The following is a 20031-nucleotide window of genomic DNA, read 5'->3' on the forward strand; positions in this document are numbered from 1 at the left end:
CGACGGGACGAGATTTGGGAGGAGACCCATGATGACGCATTCCAACGAGACCGGGGTGGCCGGACCGCAGACGCGCCGCACGCTTCTGGCGCGGGCCGCAGGGCTCGGCGTGGCGCTGATCGCGCTCGGCGCCGCGATGCCGGCGCTGGCCCAGGAGGGGGCGAGCGAGGAGCTGATCGCGGCCGCGCAGGCCGAGGGCACGCTGACCTATTACCACACCTCGCCGATCGACCTGACGAACAACTGGACGGCCGCCTTCACCGAGAAATACGGCATTCCCACCCAGAACGTCCGCGGCCCGAGCTACCCGCTCTGGGAGCGCTGGCTGACCGAGGAGCGCGTGGGCCAGCACATCGCCGACGTCATCCAGATCACCGACACCGTATTGATCGAGGCCGCCGACGAGGAGGGCCTGATCGCCGACTATACCCCGCCATCGGCCGCCGGCATCCGCCCGACGATGAAGAAGGAGGGGGTGTGGTACACCGTCTTCGTCAACGCCATGGGTATCGCCTGGAACGCAGACCAGGTGACCGAGGAAGAAGACGCCATGCTGCGCGAGGCCGATTGGAGCGTGCTGACCGATCCGCGCTGGGCGGGGCGCTTCGCGACCGGTACGCCCGCGTCGGGCGGCAGCTCGTACTCCTACGTCTACATGTTCCTCGGGGGCGAGCGCGACCAGTTCGGGCCCGAATTCCTCGAGCAGATGGCCGAGCTCAACCCGCAGGTCTATGAGAGCAAGGCGCCGATGTATGACCGGATGGCCGCGGGCGAACATGCCATCGTCGACCAGGCGTCCCAGAGCGACATGGGCAGCTTCTACCTGCGCGGCGCCCCCGTACGCTGGGTGTTCCCGAGCCCGACCCCGGCCAATCTGACCGTCCAGACCATCTCCGAGAACGCACCCCATCCCAATGCGGCGCGGCTCTTCCAGGAATGGGCGACGAGCCCCGAGGGGCAGGCCGAGTGGTTCAAATATGCGGGCGTCATGTCGGCGCGCGAGGACACGGTCGATCCGCGCAAGGAAGCGGGTGCGGACTGGTACCAGGAAGACTGGTACGCCGATCCCGAAGAACTCTACCTCGATTACCTCTCCGATCCCGCCTATGTCGATCCGGCCAAGCCGATCATCGGCGAGTGGAACGCGATCTTCGGGCGCTGAGGCAGACCATGACCCTCGCCACCCCCGCCGCACCGGCCGGGATGGGTGAGGGGTTCGAGGCAATGAGGAGGCGCCGCCGAGGGGTGGCGCTTCCCCTGGCGCTCGGGCTCCTGCTCACCATCCTCGTCATCGTGCCCATCGGCTTCATGTTCCTGGGCGCGGTCCGGACCGGCACGTTCGTCGATCCGGGCGCCGAGTTCTCCTGGCGCAGCGTGATCCTCGTCTACACCACGCTGCCTTATCTGAGGACGCTGGGGGTGACGGTGGGGGCCTCCATGCTCGTGTCGCTGCTCGCCTGCGTCGTGGGCATCGCGCTCGCATGGCTCATCGCGCGCACCGACGTGCCCTGGAAGCGGGGGCTCGAAAATGCGGTGATCGCGCCGCTCTATCTCTCGCCCTTCGTGGGGGCGCTCGCCTGGCTCGTGCTCGCCTCGCCGAATGCGGGCCTGCTCAACGTGCTGGCGCGCGACATCTTCGGGATTTCCGGCTCGATCGTGAACGTGATGACCGCGCCCGGCATCATCGCGATCATGGCGCTCTACAACGTGCCCTACGCCTACATGACGGTCTCTTCGGCGCTCAAGGGTATGGACCCGGCGATGGAGGAGGCCTCCTATCTCAACGGGGCGGGCGTGATCCAGACGGCGATGAAGGTGACGTTCCCGGTCGTCCGGCCGGCGATTATCTCGGCCTTCTTCTTCGTCTTCGTACTGACCTGCGGCACCTTCTCAATCCCCGCCGCGCTCGGGGGCACGCAGTCGATGCCGTTCCTCGCCGTCGACATCTACCGGGCGACCGCAACCTATCCGATCGATTATGCGCGGGCCGCCGCGATCGGCACGCTGCTCTTCTGGATTTCGCTGATCGGGGTGGCGTTCTACCGCTTCGCCTCGCAGGTGGCGACGCGCTTCGTCACCGTGACGGCCCGCGGCTTCCGCATGCGCGAGGTGCGCCTGCGCGGCTGGCGCGCGCTGGCCATCGCCTTCATCGCGATCTACGTGGTGCTCGCGATCATCCTGCCCTATCTCGCGCTCTTTTACGTCGCCTTCACGAGCTTCACCTCGGCCTCGATTGCCAATGCAAGCTACACGCTCGCCAATTTCCAGGCGGTGGTGAATTCGGTCGCGGTGCGCCAGTCGATCTTCAACACGCTCCTGATCGGGTTCATCGCGCCGACCGCCTGCGTGCTGCTCGGCGTCACTATCGCCTATGCCAACCGGCGCATGAAGGTGCATGGCGGGGCGTTCCTCGACTATGTCGCGATGTTCCCGATCGCGGTACCGGGGATCGTCTTCGGCACGGGGATCTTCTGGACCTATCTGATGACCCCGGCCTATGGCACGATCTGGATCATCGTCTTCGCCTTCGTCGCCTCCTACGTACCCTTTGCCTACCGGATGGCCGACACCTCGATCATCCAGGTGGACAAGGCGCTCGAGGAAGCCTCCGCGCTCTGCGGGGCCTCGCACTGGCAGACGGCGCGCCAGATCACCTTCCGGCTCATCCGGCCCGGCATCCTCTCGGCGTGGATCCTCGTCTTCATCTTCTCGGTGCGCGAGATCAGCGCGGCGATCCTGCTCGCCTCGCCGAGCAACAAGGTGCTTTCGGTGATGAGCTGGGACTATCTCGAATTCGGCAATGTGCAGAACGCGGCGATCATCGGGCTGCTGCAAACCGCGATCCTCGTCATCGGCATCTTCGTAGGCCGGTTCGTGCTGCGGGTCAGGCTGTCCGAAAATGGCTGAGCGCAACTCTCACATCCAGGGAGCCTCCAAGTGGCGCAACTGAAAGTAGAAGATCTGGTCGTCCGCTACGGCAAGGTGACCGCCGTGCGCGACGTGTCCTTCACGGTGGAGGATGGCGAGTTCGTCTCGCTGCTCGGCCCGAGCGGCTGCGGCAAGACGACGACGCTGCGCTGCATTGCCGGGCTCGAGGCCTCCTCGGCCGGGGTGATCCGAATCGGCGAGGAGATCGTCGCGGCGGACGGGCTCGAGGTGCCGCCCGAAAAGCGCGGCATCAACATGGTGTTCCAGTCCTATGCGGTGTGGCCGCATATGAGCGTCTTCGAAAACGTCGCCTATGGGCTCCGGACCCGGCGCGAGCCGCGCGAGCAGATCGAGGCGAAGGTGGGCGAGGCGCTCTCGACGGTCGGGCTCGAGGGCTATGCCAAGCGCTACGGCACCGAGCTCAGCGGTGGCCAGCAGCAGCGCGTGGCGTTGGCGCGGGCGATCGTCACCTCGCCGCGGCTCCTGCTGTTCGACGAGCCGCTCAGCAATCTCGATGCGGGGCTGCGCGAGCGCATGCGCTACGAGCTGGTGGAGCTGCAGCGGCGGCTGGGCAAGACCTCGCTCTACGTCACGCATGACCAGTCCGAAGCGATGCTGATGAGCGATCGGATCATCCTGATGAAGGATGGCGAGATGGTGCAGATGGGTTCGCCGCGCGACCTCTATGACCGGCCGGCAAGCCGGTTCGCGGCCGAATTCATCGGCAATGCCAATCTGGTCACGGGCGAAATCCGGCGAGCCGACCAACGACGGGCGGAGGTCGTGCTCGAGGGCGGCATCGTGCTCGAGGGCGGCTTTGCCTGGCCCGATCACGCCCGCCAGAGCGGACCGGTCCTCGTCTGCGTCCGCTCCGAGAGCATCGAGCGCGTGCCCGAGGGCACGACGGGCGTCAACTGCCTCGACGCGGTGGTCGAGACGGTGTCGTTCCTCGGCGCCACGATCAGCTGCGTGCTGAGGGTCGGGACCCTCGGCCTGCGGGCCGATCTTGCCGCGCGAAATCCGCCCGAACCGGGCAGCGCGATCCGCGTCCGGATCGACCCCGAAGCCGTCACCCTGATTTCAGAACACTAGCTTCCGGCCTCGTCCGGGCATTCCAAGGAACAATCCATGCGCATCGAAAGCGTCGAGAGCATCTTCGTCGACAAATATCTCTTCGTTGAAATCAGGACGGACAACGGCCTTGTGGGGCTCGGGGAGGGCGGCGCATGGGGGTTCCATGAAGCGACCGCCGGGGCCGTCCTGAGGTTCAAGGACTATCTGCTGGGCCAGGATCCGCTCCGGATCGAGCATCACTGGCAATACATGTACCGCTGGTCCCATTTCCGCGGCTCGGCGGTGATGGCGGCGATCAGCGCGATCGACATCGCGCTCTGGGACATTGCGGGCAAGCATTTCGAGGCCCCGGTGCACCAATTGCTCGGCGGCAAGGTGCGCGACCGGGCGCGGGCCTATTATCATGTGTTCGGGGAGACCAAGGAGGAGCTGTTCTCGGGTATCGAGGAGGCCAAGAAGATCGGCTTTACGGCGGTCGGGCATCTGACGCCCTTCCTCGACAGCCGGCGGGAGATCCCCTGGTTCGAGACGCACGCCCAGAAGGTCGGCGAGGCGGTCAAGACCGTCGCCGAATACCGCAAGATCGCAGGGCCCGAAATGGATCTCTGCATCGAGATCCACCGCCAGATGACGCCCTATGAGGCGGTGCAGCTGGGCCGGGCGATCGAGCCCTATTATCCGATCTTCATCGAGGATCCGGTGCTGCCCGACAATCTCGACGAGATGGCCTATGTGGCCGACAAGATCGCGATCCCGATCGCGACGGGCGAGCGGATGACCTCGCTCTGGGAATTCCAGATGCTGCTGGCTCGCAATGCGGTGCAGCTGGTGCGGCCCGACGTCTGCATCGTCGGGGGCATTTCGGGGGCGCGCAAGATCGCGGCGCTGGCCGAAGCGAGCCATGCCGGGGTCGTGCCGCACAACCCGCTGAGCGGCGTTTCGACGGCGGCGTGCCTCCAGATCGCGGCGACGGCGCCCAATTTCGTCCTGCAGGAATTCCCCAACGACACCTGGGACGTGACCGACAAGCGCCCCGACACCGACGCGATGCTGAGCGGGGCGAGCCAGCATGACGGGGAGGGTTTCCTCACCATCAGCGACGAGCCGGGAATCGGGGTGTCGCTGCGCCCGGACGCCGCTGAGAAATTCCCCTATCGGCCGCGCACCATCCATACGCGGCTCCATAAGGACGGGTCGGTGGTCGACCAGTAAACACACGACGTCCTCCCTGACGGGCCGGGCCCGCGCGCTATCTCGATGGCGCGCGGGTCATGCTTATGGGGCGCAGGGATTTGGGTTCTTGACGCAACCGGGGGGCGTGATAATCTGAAAATGCGTTTTCGTATATGAAATGCGCGCCGGGGCGGGAGGAACCGTCCGGTGCGTCAACGGGAGGACATCCTATGAAGCTTCTGACCCACGCCCTGCCGCTAGGCGCCATCGCCCTTGCCGCAATGGCCAGCACCGCAAGTGCGCAGACCATCCGGTTCGCGCACATGAATTCGCCGACCCATTTCGTGAACACCGCCGCCGAGACCATGGCGGCCAACGTCGCCGAGCGCACCAATGGCGAAGTGACGATCGAGCTCTATCCGAGCGGCCAGCTGGGCGAGAATGCCCAGATCACCGAGCAGATCACGCTGGGCGGCGATCTCATCGGGCAGGTGGGCGTCGGCACGATCGCGGACTACGTCCCCGATTTCTCGATCATCGTCTATCCGTTCATGTACCCCGATTTCGAGGCCGCGCAGCGCTTTCTCGCCAGCGACCTGATCAAGGAGCTCGAGGCCCAGGCCGAGCAGGCGGCGAACGCCAAGGTGCTCTGCTACCTCCATTTCGGCGTGCGCGATCTCTATACGCGCGACCGCGAAGTGCGCACCCCCGATGACAGCGCCGGCCTCAGCATCCGCGTGCAGCCGGTCACCATCTACACCGAGATGGTGGAGAAGGTGATGCAGGGCGCGCCGACCCCGATGCCGTGGCCGGAAGTCTACAGCGCGCTTGCGCAGGGCGTGATCGACGCGGCCGAAGCGCCCCCGTCGGCCATTCTCGACCAGAGCCATCAGGAGCATGCGCGCTTCCTGATCCAGACCAACCATATGCTCGACATTTCCCCGCTCGTGATGAGCGCATCGCTCTTCAACTCGCTGTCGCCCGAATATCAGGCGATCGTGCAGGAAGAGGCCGATGCGGCCTGCCAGAACATGTCGGAAGCCTCGATGGCGAGCTATGAGGGTGGCATCGAGGAGCTGGCTTCGCAGGGGATGACGATCATCTCCGACGTCGACCGCGAGGCGTTCGCCGCCCGCGCCGGCGCCATCGCCGAAGCCTTCCCCGAATGGTCCGAAGGGCTCTACGATCGCGCCCGCGAGATCATCGCGCAGTAACGCTCCACTGAACGCGCCGGACCGGTTCGCCGGTCCGGCGCCATTCCGAGGATTTCAGCATGACCGATGTCGTGCCGCAGACGCTCGTGCCCCCGCCGACGCAGGGATGGTCGCGTGCCCTCGAACGCGCCGAATTCTGGATCGACCGGCTGGTGTCGGTACTGACCGTGGGGACGCTCGTCTTCATGGTCGGGCTCGTCTTCTATGCGGTGGTGATGCGCTATGTGTTCAGCGCGCCGCTGGTCTATTCCTATGATCTATCGACCATGCTGTTTGCCTGGATCGTTTTCGTAGGGCTGTTCGTCGCCGAGCGCGACGGGGCGCATATCGGGCTCGACATCCTCTACCTCATCAAGAGCGAGGGCCTGCGACGGGCCGTGATCGCGCTGCGCCAGGTGTTCATGATCGCGCTGGCCGCCTACATGACCTACATCAGCACCGTGCTGATCCTGCGCACGGGCATGCAGATCTCGTCGATGCGTATATCGGCGCGCTGGCTCTATGCCTCGCTGCCGGTCGGCTTTGCCCTGCTCACCCTCATCTACCTATTGCGCCTGCCCCGGCTCGCGCTCGCAAAACAGGGCTAGAGCCATGCTCGCGCTGATTGCCGTCGCGTTCGTCGTGCTGCTTGTGGTCGGGGTGCCGATCGGGCTGATCCTGATTTCTCTCTCGGTCATCTACGTGCTGCTCGACCCTGCCATCATGGATCTGGCGTTCGCGCAGCGCGTGATCGCGGGGACGCAGAGCTTCCCACTGCTGGCGGTGCCGCTCTTTATCCTCACGGGCGAGTTGATGAACATTTCGGGCATCACCCGTCGGGTGATGACGTTCGCAGCGCTCGTCACCCAGCGCATGAGCGGTGGACTGGCGCAGACCAACATCCTGCTCTCGACGCTCCTTGCTGGTATGTCCGGTTCGGCCAATGGCGATGCGGCCATGCAGGCCAAGATCCTCGTGCCCGAGATGAGCAAGCGCGGCTATCCGCTGGCCTATTCGACGGCACTGACAGCAACCTCGGCGCTGATCGCGCCGATGATCCCACCGGGGATCGGGCTCATTCTCTTCGGCTTCGTCACCGACACCTCGATCGGGCGGCTGTTTGCCGGCGCGATCCTGCCCGGCCTGCTGCTGGCGGCGGTCCTGATGATCTACACCTATTTCGTGACCAAGAAGAACCGCTGGGATCCGCCCAATCACGAGCCGCGCGAAACGCCGCTGGGCAAGGCCTTTCTCGGCGCGCTACCGGCTATCATGCTGCCGATCCTCATCATCGTAGGGATCCGCTTCGGCATCTTCACCCCGTCAGAGGCGGCGGCGGTGGCGGTGCTCTATACGGGCGTTTTCATCGCGGTCTATCGCGAGGCGAGCTGGAAGCAGATCTGGACGGCGCTGCGCTCGACCGTGGTCACCACCGCCGCGATCCTTCTGGTGCTGGCCGCTTCGGCTGCGTTCAGCTGGATCCTCACCTTCGAGCGCGTGCCGCAGATGGTGGGCGGGGCGATGCTGGCCTCGACCGAAAACCCGCTCCTGATGCTAGCGCTGGTCGGTGCGATCATCTTCATTGCCGGGCTCTTCATCGAGGGGACGGCGCTGATCCTGATCCTGGGGCCGATGTTCCTGCCGGTGGTGACGAGCCTCGGGATCGATCCGGTCCATTATGGCGTGGTGTTCGTCCTGATGGCGCATCTGGGCGGCATCACCCCGCCGGTGGGCACGGTGATGTTCACCGCCTGCACGATCACGCGGGTCTCGATCATCGATTTCGCCAAAGCGGTCTGGCCCTATATCATCGCCTATCTTGTGGTGGCGGCGCTGCTGATCATGATCCCGCAGATCAGTACCTTCCTCGCCTATCTCTAGGAGAAGGCCATGACGAGCGAGGAGACGAGCAGCGACGCGGCCGGCGGGAAGGGCGGGCGCGTCCGCACGAGCGAGCGGGCCGGCGCCTATGCGGTGCCGGCGCTCAGCAAGGCCGCCGAGATCCTCGAACTGCTCGCCAGCGAGCCGGCCGGCCTCAGCGCCACCGACATCGCCGCGCGGCTCGGGCGCTCGATGGGCGAGATCTACCGGCTGGTGGTGGCGCTCGAGCGGCTCGACTTCCTTACCAAGGATGCGCTGCTCGATCGCTATGCGCTCTCGCTCAAGCTCTTCGAGCTCGCGCACCGGCATCCGCCGACCAAGCGGCTGATCCGGGCGGCCATTCCCATCCTCGAACGTCTCGCGGTCGAGGCCGAGCAATCGTGCCATCTGGGGGTGCTGCACGGGGATCAGCTCGTCATTCTCGCCCAGGCCGACAGCCCGCAGCCAATGCGCTACAGCGTCAAGATCGGGGCGACGTTTCCCGCGCTCGAGACTTCGTCGGGCATCGTCATCCTCGCCCATTCCGACGAGCGGGTGCAGGAGCAGTTCCTTTCGAGCCTGCTGCCCGAGGCGCGCGGGCCCATGGCGGAGCGGTTCGCCCGCGCGCTCGAGGTGGGCCATGAGCGGCACGCCAGCGCCGTGGTGACGGGTGTAACCAATCTCAGCCGGCCGGTCTTCGACCATGCCGGCACGCCGCTGGCCGCAATCACCATCCCCCATCTGCGCCAGGTGCCGGTGCACACCGAGATCGAGCGGGCGCTCGAGATGGTGATTGCCGCCGCCGATGCGCTGAGCGCCGGGCTCGGCTGGACCGGCGCGGCCGAACCGAACCCACACACACTCTAAACACGTCCGACAAGACCAGGAGACCAGAGACCAAATGGCCGAGCGCATCCTCAAGGGCATTGCATGGGACCATGAGCGCGGCCATGGCTGCCTCGCCCGCACCGCCGACGCCTTCACCGCAGAGCATCCGGGGATCCGGGTGGAGTGGAGCGTCAGGAGCCTGCGCGATTTCGGCGAGGGGCCGATCGACCGGCTGGCGGACACCTATGATTTCATCGTCGTGGACCATCCGTTTTCCGGCCATGCGGGCCGGTCGGGCGCGCTGATCGATCTGCGGCCGCTGTTCACCCCAGAAGAGATTACCGCGCTCGAAACCAATGCGGTGGGCAAGTCGACGATCTCGTACCAGTTCGGCGAGGCGATCTACGCGTTCCCGACCGACGCGGCAGCCCAGATCGCCTCCTACCGGCCGGACCTGCTCGACCGGCTCGGAAGCGCGGTGCCGCAGACCCATGCCGAGGTGCTGGCGCTGGCCAAAAAGGCGCGCGCAGCCGGGCTAGAGATCGCGACGCCCGCCTGCGCGATCGACGCGATGTGCCTCGTTCTGACCTTCGCGGCCAATCTCGGCGCACCGCTGGGGCCGGACGAGGCGGAGTTCTTCACGCCCGAACTGCTCGAGACCGTACTCGACCATGTCGAGGAGCTGGTGGCGGCGAGCGATCCACGCTCGCTCAACTGGAACCCGATCCACATGTATGAAGAGATGTCGGTGGCGGACGACATCGTCTATTGCCCCTACGCGTTCGGCTATTCGAACTATGCGCGGGTCGGGCGCGACAAGCCGATCCTTGCGGCCAATATCGCCGGGCCCGGCGCCGATCCGCGGGCGGGGGCGCTGCTCGGGGGCGCGGGCTGCGCGATCACGCGCTCCTGCAGCGATCTCGAAGCGGCGGTCGCCTATATGCGCTGGCTGCACCGCCCCGAATTCCAGGCCGGGGCCTATTTCGAGGCGGGCGGCCAGCCCGGGCTCCGCAACGCCTGGACCGATCCGGCGGTCAACGCGGCCGCGCAGGGCTTTTTCGCCGATTCCCTCGAGACGCTGGACAAGGCCTATCTGCGCCCGCGCTGGGACGGGTTCATCCCCTTCTTCGAGCCGGCCGGCAAGACCATTAACGCCCGCCTCAAGGGCGAGATCACCCGTGCCGACACGATCGAACGGCTCCGGACGCTCTATCGCGAGGCGCGGCCCCGCTAGCGCCCTGATCTGACGGCTTCCCCCGCCGCCCGTCTCCCAGGACGGGCGGCTTTTTTGTGGGAATGCCGGGCAATGAGGAGGGTGGTCTCAGGATCCATCTTGCCAAGCGCAATGAGTGATGTTAGCGCTAACGGGAACGCTAACATCGTTCTTGAACCTGGGAGGATTGATCATGAAACTGAACTTCACCGGCACCGCGATTGCGGTCGCCCTCAGCTTTTCGGTGGCTCTGCCTGCTGTCGCGCAGACCGCGACCTTTGGCGGGTCGGATGCGCTGGGCTCGCTCTATGACCGGCAGAACCGGATGTTCGTCGAGCTCGTCAACGAGCGCTCCGACGGCGCGCTCACGCTCAACTTCATCGAAGGCGAGCAGCTGGGCAACGACGTCCAGGTGATCGAGCAGGTGATGGGCGGCGCCGTGCAGTTCTATGGCGACGACCTCAGCTGGTATTCGAACTGGGTCGACGACTACGCGATCCTGGGCTGGGGCTTCACCTTCCACTCCAACGATCACATGCAGGCCTTCTTCGACACCGACACCTACGCTGCCATGGCAGAGCAGCTGGTCGAGGAGTATGGCGTGCGCCTGCTCGCGCAGGCTCCGATCCAGCCGCGCGTTACCTTTGCCAACAAGGCCATCGACAATGCCGACGATTTCAACGGCATCAAGATGCGCGTGCCCGAGATCCGGACCTATCTCGAGCTCTGGCAGACGCTGGGCGCGAACCCGACCCGCGTCGCCTGGGGCGAGGTGTTCCTCGGGCTCCGCACGGGCGTGATCGAAGCGGCCGAAGGCCCGATCTCGGCTGCCTATGCCGCGCGCTTCCATGAAGCGGCGCCCTATGTGATCCGCACCGACCACATCCGGACCGCGACCCACATTCTCGTCAACGAGGCGTATTTCCAGAGCCTCTCCCCTGAACTGCAGACGCTCGTGACCGAGGCGGCCGTCGAGGCGACCGCATGGGCCCGCGAGCAGGCCGAGGCGGAGACCGGCGAGATCATCGCCAAGATGGAAGCCGAAGGCGCGACGGTCGGCGAGATCGACCTGGCGCCGGTGCGCGAACGCGCCGTGGCGGCGGTCGAGCGCGTCGAGGCCGATGGCCTCTGGACGCCGGGGCTCTGGCAGGCCGTGCAGGACATGGCCGCCGAATAAGGCCGAATGCGGTGGGGCATGTCCCCACCGCACTTTTCTGGGCAACGACCCGCGGGGGAGCAGATAATGGACATTTTCCGCAAGGGGCTACGCGTTCTCGAGCGTATCGAGATCAGCATCGCCATGGCGCTGTTCGTCGTGATCGTCTTTTCGATCTGCGCGCAGGTCGTCTTCCGATATGTGCTCGGCTCGCCGCTCGTCTGGGTGGAAGAGGCGGCGACTTACGCCTTCATCTGGATCGTCTTCCTCGGCGCAGCGGTCGGGATGAAGCGGCTCTCGCATATCAAGATCGAGGCTCTCTCGCTCGCCATGCCCGTGCGGGCCCAGGGGATCCTGCGGCTCTTCGGCTTCCTCATCATGGGGTTCGTGCTCTGGCGGCTCTTGCTGGCGGTACCCGGCGTCATGGCCATCGAAGGGCGGTCCATGTCGGTGTCCCTGCCGATCCCGGTACCCCGCAGCTGGTTCTACTCGATGCCGCTCTATGTCTCGACCATCTCCATGGCGTTGACGCTGCTCTACTATTCGCTCGCACAGATCATTTCGCTCGTCCGGGGCACGCCGATGACCTTCATCGACCGCACGCCGGTGACCGAGGCCGCCCGGGAGGGCATCTGACATGTCGATCGGCATCCTGCTCGTCGTCTTCCTCGTCCTAATCGCCCTTGAAGTGCCCGTCGCCTTCGCGATGATCTTTGCGGCCCTGATGTTCATCCTCACGGGGCCCGGCCTGCCCGAGCAGATCGTGATCCAGCGCATGCCGGGCGGGCTCGACAGCTTCCCGCTGCTGGCCATCCCGCTCTTCGTGCTTGCGGGGCACCTGTTCAACCGCGCCGGGATTTCCGAGCGCATCTTCGACTTCGCCTCGGCCGCCGTCGGGCATCTGAGGGGCGGGCTGGCGCAGGTCAACATTGCCGCTTCGATCATCTTTGCGGGCATGTCGGGCGTGGCCCAGGCCGATGCTGCCGGTCTCGGCGCGGTGGAAATCCGCCAGATGCGCGAACGCGGCTATTCGGCGCCTTTCGCCGCCGCGGTGACCGCCGCCTCCTCGATCATCGGACCGATCATCCCGCCATCGGTGATCATGGTGATCTATGCGGTGACGGCACAGGTTTCGCTGACGCAGCTCTTTCTCGCCGGGATCATCCCGGGCCTCCTGATGGGGCTCTGCCTCATGATCATGGTCTACATCCTCGTGCGCACGGGCGTCGAAACCGCGCCGCAGGCACCGCGCGCGGAACGCAGCGAATTGCTGCGGACGTTCCTTCGGGCCCTGCCGGCGCTGGCGGCCCCGGTGCTGCTCGTCCTCGGCATGCTGACCGGCGTCGCGACCCCGACCGAGCTCGGCGCGCTGATCGTGCTTTATGCCGCGATCCTCGGGTTCATCAACAAGGCGCTCACCGTGCGCGGGCTGCTCGAAACGCTCGCGGCAAGCGCGGTCACGACGGGCGTTCTCGTCTTCATCATCGCGGCGGCCTTCCCCTTCGGCTGGCTCATCTCGGTGCAGAACCTGCCCGGAATGCTCGTCGCCTTCATGCAGAGCCTGACCGATAACCCGCTCGTGCTGCTGCTGATCCTCAACGTCGCTCTGCTGATCGTGGGGCTCTTCCTCGAGACGACGGCGATCATCCTGATCGCGACGCCGGCCCTGCTGCCGCTGGTCGCCGCCTATGGGATCGACCCGGTGCATTTCGGCGTGGTGATGATCCTCAACCTGCTGATCGGGTCGCTCACGCCGCCCTTCGGCGTCATCCTGTTCATCTGCAAGCACATCGCGCAAATCAGCTTCGGCCAGATGATCCGAGCGATCATCCCCTTCTACGCGCCGCTGCTCTTTGTCCTGCTGATGCTGACCTTCTTCCCGCAGCTCGTGCTGTGGCTGCCCAACCTCTTCTGATGGAAAAGCAAATGTCTTCCGTTTTGTCCGGGTACAAGATCATCGACTGCACGATCGCCATGGCCGGCCCCTTTGCCGCGCAGCGGCTCGGGGATCTGGGCGCCGACGTCATCAAGGTGGAGCCGACGACCGGGGAGTGGCAGCGCCACGTCTCGGCGGGCGGGGCCGAGGGCAAGCGCATCAACGTCTCGTTCACGGTGCTCAACCGCAACAAGCGCTCGCTCGCGGTCAATCTCAAGACCGACGAGGGCAGGGCGGTGCTGTTCGACCTCGTCAAAGCCGGCGACGTCTTCATCCAGAACTACCGGCCCGGCGTCGCCAAGCGGCTGGGGGTGGATTACGAGAGCCTCAAGGCGATCAACCCCAAGATCATCTACGTCTCCATGTCCGGCTATGGCGAGGACGGGCCCTATGTGAACTATCCGGGCCAGGACATGCTGCTGCAGGCCATGAGCGGGGCCATGTACAATGTCGGCCGCAAGGGGGAGGCGCCGCTGCCTTCGGGGAACTACCTTGTCGATGCGGTCACCGCCTATTCGGCTTTCGAGGGCGTTCTCGCCGCGCTCCTGCACAGGGAGCGCACGGGCGAAGGCCAGAAGGTGGAGGTCAACATGCTCGACTCCATCATTGCGCTGCAGATGCAGGAACTCTCGATCTATACGGTGGGCGGCATCCCCCAGGAGCGCTCCAGCGAGCCCGACGGGCACGTCTATATCCGCGCGCCCTATGGGGTGTTCAACACCGCGGACGGTGCCGTGGCGCTCGCCTTCCCGCCGCTCAAGACCTTCGGGCGGGTGGCCGATATCCCTGAATTTCTCGAGATGGAAGACGGGCGGGACTCCTTTGCGCGCAAGGATCTGATCATCGCCAAGACGCGCGAGGCGCTGCTGCGCAAGACGACTGCCGAATGGCTGGCGCTCTTTCGCGAGGCCGATATCTGGTCCGGGCCGGTCTATGGCTATGCCGATTTGCTCGAGGATCCGCAGGTGGCCCATAATGGCTCGCTCATCGAATACGACCACCCCACCGAAGGGCGGATCAAGACGCCGGGCTTCCCCTACAAGTTTTCGGCCACCCCTTGCGCGATCCGCCATGGCGCGCCGCTCGTGGGACAACACAGCGCAGAAGTGCTGGGCGAACTGGGCTATGACGAGCAGCGGATCGACGCGCTGATGAAGGCCGGCGTCATCGCAAGCGAAAAGGTGTGAGCCGGAGGGCCTCCCGTGACGTCACAGACCCAGACGCCCAACAACCGCCGCAAGCGGCGCACGGCCACGAGCCGGGTGACGATGACGGACGTGGCGACGCGGGCGGGCGTCTCGGCGCAGACCGTGTCGCGCGTCTTGCGGCAGCCCGAACTCGTCGGGGACGAAGTCTCCCGCCGGGTGCGGGAGGCGATCCTCGAACTGCAATACGTGCCCAATTTTGCGGCAAGCCAGATGGCGTCGAACCGTTCGGGCATCGTGGCCGCGATCATCCCGACCATCTCGGCCTCGATCTTTGCGGATACGGTGCAGGCGCTTTCGGACGTCTTCGTGCCAGAGGGCTACCAGCTGCTGCTGGGCAATAACGAGTACGACCTCGAGAAGGAAGAGGAGCTCGTGCGCTCCTTCCTGGGGCGCGGGCCGGACGGGCTCGTGCTCTCGAGCACCCACCACACCGAGGCGACGCGGGCCCTGATCCTCGGCGCGAAGATTCCCGTGGTCGAGACCTGGGACTGGGAAGAGACCTATCTCGACCTGATGGTCGGCCATTCCAACGTGAAGGCGGCGCGGGTGGTGATGGACCATTTCGTCAGCCGCGGCTACCGGCGCATCGTTTTCGCAGGGGTAACCAATGCCGGGGACTTCCGCGCCAAGGCGCGCCTCACCGGCTATCGCGCGGCGGTCAAGGCGCTGGAGCTCGACCGGGAGCGGGTGCTGACGCTGACCGGAAAGCCGCTCAGCATGGCGAGCGGGGCCGAGACGATGAACCGCGTCTTCGCCGAATTTCCCGACGCGGACGCCGTCTTCTTCTCATCGGACGTCTTTGCCGCGGGTGCGCTGCTCCATTGCGTGCGGCTCGGGGTTTCGGTGCCGGGCGACATCGCGATCGCCGGCTTCGGCGATTTCGACTTTTCGGCCCATCTGGTCCCCTCGCTTACCACCGTTTCGGTGCATGCGGGCGATATCGGCCGGACGGCGGCCAACCTGCTGCTTGCGCGCATGCGGGGGGAGGCGGTGGCGAGCTCGCGCATCGATGTGGGGTTCGAGCTCGTGCCGCGTGAAAGTTCATGAGGGAGGGCGAGCCAATGAAACTGTCCGAACGCAATTACTACGAAGACCTCGAGGTGGGGTACAGCTACGAGACGCCGGCGATAACGGTCAGCGAGCATCACGTGCTCGGGTTTGCCGGGCTCACCGGCGATTTCGCGGACGTGCATGTGGACGAGCAGTTCGCCCATGAGATGGGCTTCAAGGGACGGCTGGCGCACGGCATTCTGGTGCTGGGGCTGATCGACGCGCTCAAGAACCGCTGCATCATCAATTTCCACGTCGTGGCGGCGCTCAACTGGAACTGGCGGTTTGCCGGGCCGGTCTATGTCGGCGACCGGCTGCGCGCGCGGCTCACCATCTCCGAGAAGCGGCTGACCAAGAAGGGCGATCGCGGCATCGTCACCCTCGGGATCGAGGGGCTCAACCAGAGCGAAGAGGTCATCCAGTACGGCACCAACCAGATCATGGTGATGTGCCGGCCCTGACCGGCACGCCATTTGCGCCCCTGCGGAGAACGAGACATGACCGAGACAGTGACCATAGAGACGCGGGGCTTTCTGCGCATCGTGACGCTCAACCGGCCTGAAAAGCTGAACGCCGTGACCCCTGAAATGTCCGCGCGCCTCATCGCGGCGGTGGCCAGCTTCAACGCCGACGACGATGCGCGGTGCATCATCCTGACGGGGGCGGGCGAGAAGGCGTTCTGCGCGGGCAGCGACATCCGCACGCTCGACGCCTACGAGACGCCTTGGGCGTTCCGCAACCGGCCCGACTATTGCGACGCGCTGCGTCGGCTCAAGAAGCCGGCGATCGCCGCGATCAATGGCTATGCGTTTGGGGGCGGGCTCGAAACGGCCATGACCTGCGACATCAGGATCGCGTCCGAAAACGCCTCTTTCGCGGCGCCGGAGGTGAAGCTGGGATGGATCGGGGGCGGTGGCATGGCGGTCAATCTCAGCCACGCCATCGGGCCCTCGAACGCTGCGCTGATGATCATGACGGGGGACCCCGTCGATGCGCAGACGGCGCTCGGCTGGGGGCTGGTCTCGAAGGTCGTAAGCCGCGAGAGGCTGATGGAAGAAGCGGTGGCGCTCGGCAGCGCAATCGCGTCGCGGGCGCCGATCGCGGCCGAGACCGCTAAGCTCAACCTGCGCGCGGCCCATGGCATGTCGATCGAGGACGCCATCGTCTACGAGCGGGACCTGCAGACCATCTGCTTTGCGACCGAAGACGCCGCCGAGGGCCGCGCCGCCTTCAAGGAAAAACGCGCAGCCGTGTTCAGGCACCGCTAGGGCGGGGACAGGTGGGTCGGTCGGATTGGAGGGGCGGCACGGCGCCGAGGAAAGGGCCTTGCGGCGTAAGATGAACATCATGATGCTCAGGCGGCTACATTGCGGAAGAGAAGCTGCAGGCGCGCAAACAAGGCGGTCGCAGACGTACCTTGGGAACATGGCGGCCGATCATCGGTCCCAAACGAAGCCCAAACAGCGGTGGAGCCTGGTTTCTGCAGCGATGCTTTCACGGATCGCCGGCGGCCAAAGGTGCTGACCGTCATCGACGATCACGCCAAGTAATGACTCGCCTCGGCGGTGGATACCTCGCTCTCCGGGGACGACGGGTGGTGCGAAGCTCGATGCTATCATGCACCGAGTGGCGGCCCGTCGATTGTGGTGAGAGCCGATGGCGCGGAGTTCACCAGTGGGCGATCCCGCGCTGATCCAAGGACTGGCAAATCGACTGGCCTACATTGCTCCGAGAAAGCCTATGCAGAACGGTTTCATCGAGACTTTCAATAGCAGCTTCGGCGACGAATGTCGCAACGAGATGTTGTTCGCGTAAATGGCTTAAGTAGGGATACGTTTGGCGCGCGGCAAGAGTGATCACGGCCGTGGTAAGACTGGAGGAAATTTTAGGCTTGGGTCGAAACCAGCGCAGTTCAAGAATTTCCTGCCTATAGACTTACGTAGCGTCTGAAGCTTTACACGCTCGATGCCGGGATGTCCTCCATCCTTTAGTCACTCGCCATTTGTCCCACTCCGTCTTCTGCGACAAGAGGGAGGAAGCGAGATGTCGGTTCAGTCCCACATCGACGCTCGCACACTAGACCCGTCAGTTGGGGAGGCGATCCCTCTGGTCGGCTGCATTGGTGGGATGGCTGGCTTATAGGAATCAAACCGCGCGAACACGACCGGGAAGCTTCGTGGGCGAGGTGGCGCGTGCCTGGCGGCCTAGGTACAAAAAAGGGGCGGCATTGGGTTTCCATGCCGCCCCCCGAATTCCGATTGCGTGCCGGTCAGGGCAGGAGCGGGGTGACGCGCGCCACGACATCCTGCATGGCCTGTTCGGGCGTCTTGCTGCCCAGCATGACGGCCTGGACCTCTTCCTTGACGATGTCATCGACACGGGCCGATTCCGAGAAACCGGGGAGCGGTACGCGCGCCACGGCGACGGCTGCGGCTTCGGCCTCCCAATAAGGGATCGCGGCCTGGACCTGGGGATCCTGATAGGCCGCGCTGCGGGTCGGGCCATTGCCGTTGACCGCGCCGGAGATGGCCGCATCGAGCGTCGAGAGATGCTTGATGAACTTCCAGGACAGCTCCTTGTTGGGCGCGTTGCGCGGGATCACCAGCGACCAGATCTCGGTCTTGACCGGCACGACGGTTCCGTCTTCGGTCAGCGATGCGGTGAGCGGAACCGCCGTCGCCTCGATCTGGCCAGGAAAGTTGGAGCGTTCGGGGTCGTTAAGGGCGGCATAACGGCTGAAGGGATCGATCGCCATGGCGGCTCGGCCCTGCTGCATGAAGGTGGTGGCGTCCTCGGTGGTGAAGCTCACCGACTCGCGGGGCAGGATGCCGCGCTGGTAGAGGTCGGCGAGCAGCGTCACGGCTTGCACCATGCCCTCTTCGGCGGCCTTGAGCTCGAAATCGGCGGTGAGGAAATCCCCGCCATAGGCGCGCACGATGTCGATGATGTTGGACGGCCCCTGGCCGCTCAGCACAAGCCCGTAGACTTGGGTGCCGTCATCGCGGGTGAAGGTGAGCTGTTCGGCGTATTCGATCAGCTCCTCAAAGGTTTCCGGCGGGCTATCGAGACCGCGCTCGGCGAGTAGGGCGGTATTGTAGAGTAGCCCGTGGGTGGCGTGGCGGAAGGGGATGCCGTAGATCTGGCCATCATAGGTCATGGCCTCGAGCATGCCGGGGGAAATGCCCTCGAAATCCTCGATGGGATCGGCTTCGAGATAGGCGTCCAGCGGCTCGAAGAGGTTGGCGACGTTCTCATTGGCGAAACGGTTGAGCAGGAACGCGGCATCGACCGAGCCAGCCGAGAGGCTGGCTTCGCGGAACAGCTGCTCGTGCACCGGGCCTACGCCATAGGTCAGCCAGCGCAGCTGTACGCCGTTCTCGGCCTCGAAATTGGCACCGATATTGCCGCCGGCTTCCCCGGTAACGGCGCTCTGGTGCACGGCGTGGCCGATGACCGTGAAGGCCTCCTGTGCCATGGCCGGCACTGTCGCCGTGCTGACGAACAGTGCGGTCGACAGTGCTATCTCGAGCCATAGACGGCGACGCGGCGCGTTAGAAGCCCCCTGGGCATGTTGGTCCAACATTGGTTCCTCCCGTTGAATGAATGGATCAGTGACTGCCCGTCACGACTGGTGGGGCCGCATCGGGAAAGACGGCGCGCAGCCGGTCGTCGGCGGCGGCGAAATGGCCGAGCATGGCCTGGGTGGCGGCTGTGGCATCGCCCTCTGCGATTGCCTCACGGATCACCCGGTGGCGCTCGAAGGTGCGCTGCCAGTCTTCGGCGCTACGATCGGACTGGGAATTGAACATTTCCATGATCTCGTTGATCACGGGCCGCAGGCCGCGCAGCTGGAAGGTCAGCAGGCGATTGCCCGACATGGTGCCGAGCATGTCGTGAAAATCGAGATCGGCTTCGATCCAGCCCGGCACGTTGCCGAGGCTGGCATGCATGCGCTCCAGGATCGATTCAAGCCGTGCCAGCTGCTCCCCGGTGCGCCGGGAGGCGGCTAGGGCGGCCACCTGCGGCTCGAGAATGCGGCGCAATTCGACCGCTTCGGAGAGGCCATTGGCACTGCCGCGTACTGCGAACCGGAAGAACCGGCCTAGGGGCTCGGCATCGAGGCTGCAGACGCGGGCGACCTTGCCTTGCTGCACGTGCACCACACCCATCGAGGCGAGGTCGCGGATCGCCTCGCGGGCCACCTGCTTGCTGACACCGAACGCCGCGGCGATCCGGCTTTCCGAGGGCAGGGCGTCTCCTTCCTTGAGGCGCCCGTCCAGGATGGCCTGGCTCAGCTTTTCGACGACGATGCTCCCGAGCCTGACGCTTTGGGCGTTCTCGAGGCCGAACAGGTCGTCGGCAGGCGGGGTGGCGGTGGCTTGGCTCATCTGGCGCTCCGGCTCATGACGTGA

19 protein-coding genes are annotated in these 20031 nt (G+C 65.3%); 17 read left to right on the forward strand and 2 right to left on the reverse strand.

All coding sequences use genetic code 11. The features are described from left to right. Positions 1 to 28: 28 nt before the first annotated feature. The 17 genes from EMQ25_RS02080 to EMQ25_RS18520 all read left to right on the forward strand — a co-directional run bounded on the left by EMQ25_RS02080 (position 29) and on the right by EMQ25_RS18520 (position 17434). Complete coding sequence (locus EMQ25_RS02080; protein WP_127186893.1) at positions 29 to 1162, forward strand: ABC transporter substrate-binding protein; 1134 nt, start codon at positions 29 to 31, stop codon at positions 1160 to 1162. A gap of 8 nt (positions 1163 to 1170) precedes the next feature. Continuing rightward, entirely contained in the window at positions 1171 to 2907 is a 1737-nt protein-coding gene (locus EMQ25_RS02085; protein ID WP_158625920.1) for an ABC transporter permease, read from the forward strand. 30 nt (positions 2908 to 2937) lie between these two features. Continuing rightward, on the forward strand, positions 2938 to 4020 hold the full coding sequence (locus EMQ25_RS02090) for an ABC transporter ATP-binding protein (protein ID WP_244606432.1): 1083 nt from the start codon (positions 2938 to 2940) through the stop codon (positions 4018 to 4020). A gap of 36 nt (positions 4021 to 4056) precedes the next feature. Further along, positions 4057 to 5214, forward strand: a complete 1158-nt coding sequence (locus EMQ25_RS02095; RefSeq protein WP_127186895.1) for a mandelate racemase/muconate lactonizing enzyme family protein — start codon at positions 4057 to 4059, stop codon at positions 5212 to 5214. A 191-nt stretch (positions 5215 to 5405) separates the two neighbouring features. Next, a complete protein-coding gene (gene dctP / locus EMQ25_RS02100; protein WP_158625921.1) occupies positions 5406 to 6389 on the forward strand; it encodes a TRAP transporter substrate-binding protein DctP in 984 nt (327 codons plus the stop codon). A gap of 59 nt (positions 6390 to 6448) precedes the next feature. After that, positions 6449 to 6976, forward strand: a complete 528-nt coding sequence (locus EMQ25_RS02105; protein ID WP_127186897.1) for a TRAP transporter small permease — start codon at positions 6449 to 6451, stop codon at positions 6974 to 6976. A gap of 4 nt (positions 6977 to 6980) precedes the next feature. Then, the gene (locus tag EMQ25_RS02110; RefSeq protein ID WP_158625922.1) at positions 6981 to 8249 is read left to right on the forward strand and encodes a TRAP transporter large permease; all 1269 of its coding nucleotides are present in this window, start codon (positions 6981 to 6983) and stop codon (positions 8247 to 8249) included. A 9-nt stretch (positions 8250 to 8258) separates the two neighbouring features. Continuing rightward, positions 8259 to 9095 (forward strand): IclR family transcriptional regulator, encoded by an 837-nt coding sequence (locus EMQ25_RS02115; protein WP_127186899.1) that lies wholly within the window; start codon positions 8259 to 8261, stop codon positions 9093 to 9095. A gap of 34 nt (positions 9096 to 9129) precedes the next feature. Beyond that, positions 9130 to 10290 (forward strand): ABC transporter substrate-binding protein, encoded by a 1161-nt coding sequence (locus EMQ25_RS02120; RefSeq protein WP_127186900.1) that lies wholly within the window; start codon positions 9130 to 9132, stop codon positions 10288 to 10290. Between the two features lie 172 nt (positions 10291 to 10462). Beyond that, positions 10463 to 11446: a TRAP transporter substrate-binding protein gene (locus tag EMQ25_RS02125; RefSeq protein ID WP_192895614.1), complete on the forward strand. Its 984-nt coding sequence runs from the start codon at positions 10463 to 10465 to the stop codon at positions 11444 to 11446. A 66-nt stretch (positions 11447 to 11512) separates the two neighbouring features. Next, positions 11513 to 12061 (forward strand): TRAP transporter small permease, encoded by a 549-nt coding sequence (locus tag EMQ25_RS02130; protein ID WP_158625923.1) that lies wholly within the window; start codon positions 11513 to 11515, stop codon positions 12059 to 12061. 1 nt (position 12062) lies between these two features. Then, positions 12063 to 13340 (forward strand): TRAP transporter large permease, encoded by a 1278-nt coding sequence (locus EMQ25_RS02135; protein ID WP_127186902.1) that lies wholly within the window; start codon positions 12063 to 12065, stop codon positions 13338 to 13340. A gap of 11 nt (positions 13341 to 13351) precedes the next feature. Next, the gene (locus EMQ25_RS02140) at positions 13352 to 14548 is read left to right on the forward strand and encodes a CaiB/BaiF CoA transferase family protein (protein WP_204569810.1); all 1197 of its coding nucleotides are present in this window, start codon (positions 13352 to 13354) and stop codon (positions 14546 to 14548) included. A gap of 15 nt (positions 14549 to 14563) precedes the next feature. Next, entirely contained in the window at positions 14564 to 15616 is a 1053-nt protein-coding gene (locus EMQ25_RS02145; protein ID WP_244606433.1) for a LacI family DNA-binding transcriptional regulator, read from the forward strand. 14 nt (positions 15617 to 15630) lie between these two features. After that, entirely contained in the window at positions 15631 to 16080 is a 450-nt protein-coding gene (locus EMQ25_RS02150; protein ID WP_127186904.1) for a MaoC family dehydratase, read from the forward strand. A 36-nt stretch (positions 16081 to 16116) separates the two neighbouring features. After that, positions 16117 to 16887 (forward strand): enoyl-CoA hydratase/isomerase family protein, encoded by a 771-nt coding sequence (locus EMQ25_RS02155; protein WP_127186905.1) that lies wholly within the window; start codon positions 16117 to 16119, stop codon positions 16885 to 16887. A gap of 388 nt (positions 16888 to 17275) precedes the next feature. Continuing rightward, positions 17276 to 17434 carry an integrase core domain-containing protein gene (locus EMQ25_RS18520; RefSeq protein WP_127186906.1) on the forward strand — a complete coding sequence of 53 codons (159 nt, stop codon included), beginning with the start codon at positions 17276 to 17278 and terminating at the stop codon, positions 17432 to 17434. 454 nt (positions 17435 to 17888) lie between these two features. Here EMQ25_RS18520 and EMQ25_RS02165 read toward each other — a convergent pair whose 3' ends face one another. Both EMQ25_RS02165 and EMQ25_RS02170 read right to left on the reverse strand, forming a co-directional pair. Further along, positions 17889 to 19094, reverse strand: coding sequence for an ABC transporter substrate-binding protein (locus EMQ25_RS02165; protein WP_158625925.1), 1206 nt, complete (start codon positions 19092 to 19094; stop codon positions 17889 to 17891). Positions 19095 to 19227: 133 nt separating this feature from the next. Further along, positions 19228 to 20007: a FadR/GntR family transcriptional regulator gene (locus EMQ25_RS02170; RefSeq protein ID WP_127186908.1), complete on the reverse strand. Its 780-nt coding sequence runs from the start codon at positions 20005 to 20007 to the stop codon at positions 19228 to 19230. Between the last annotated feature and the right edge of the window lie 24 nt (positions 20008 to 20031).

The organism is Arsenicitalea aurantiaca, assembly GCF_003994485.1.
GTDB lineage: Bacteria > Pseudomonadota > Alphaproteobacteria > Rhizobiales > Devosiaceae > Arsenicitalea > Arsenicitalea aurantiaca.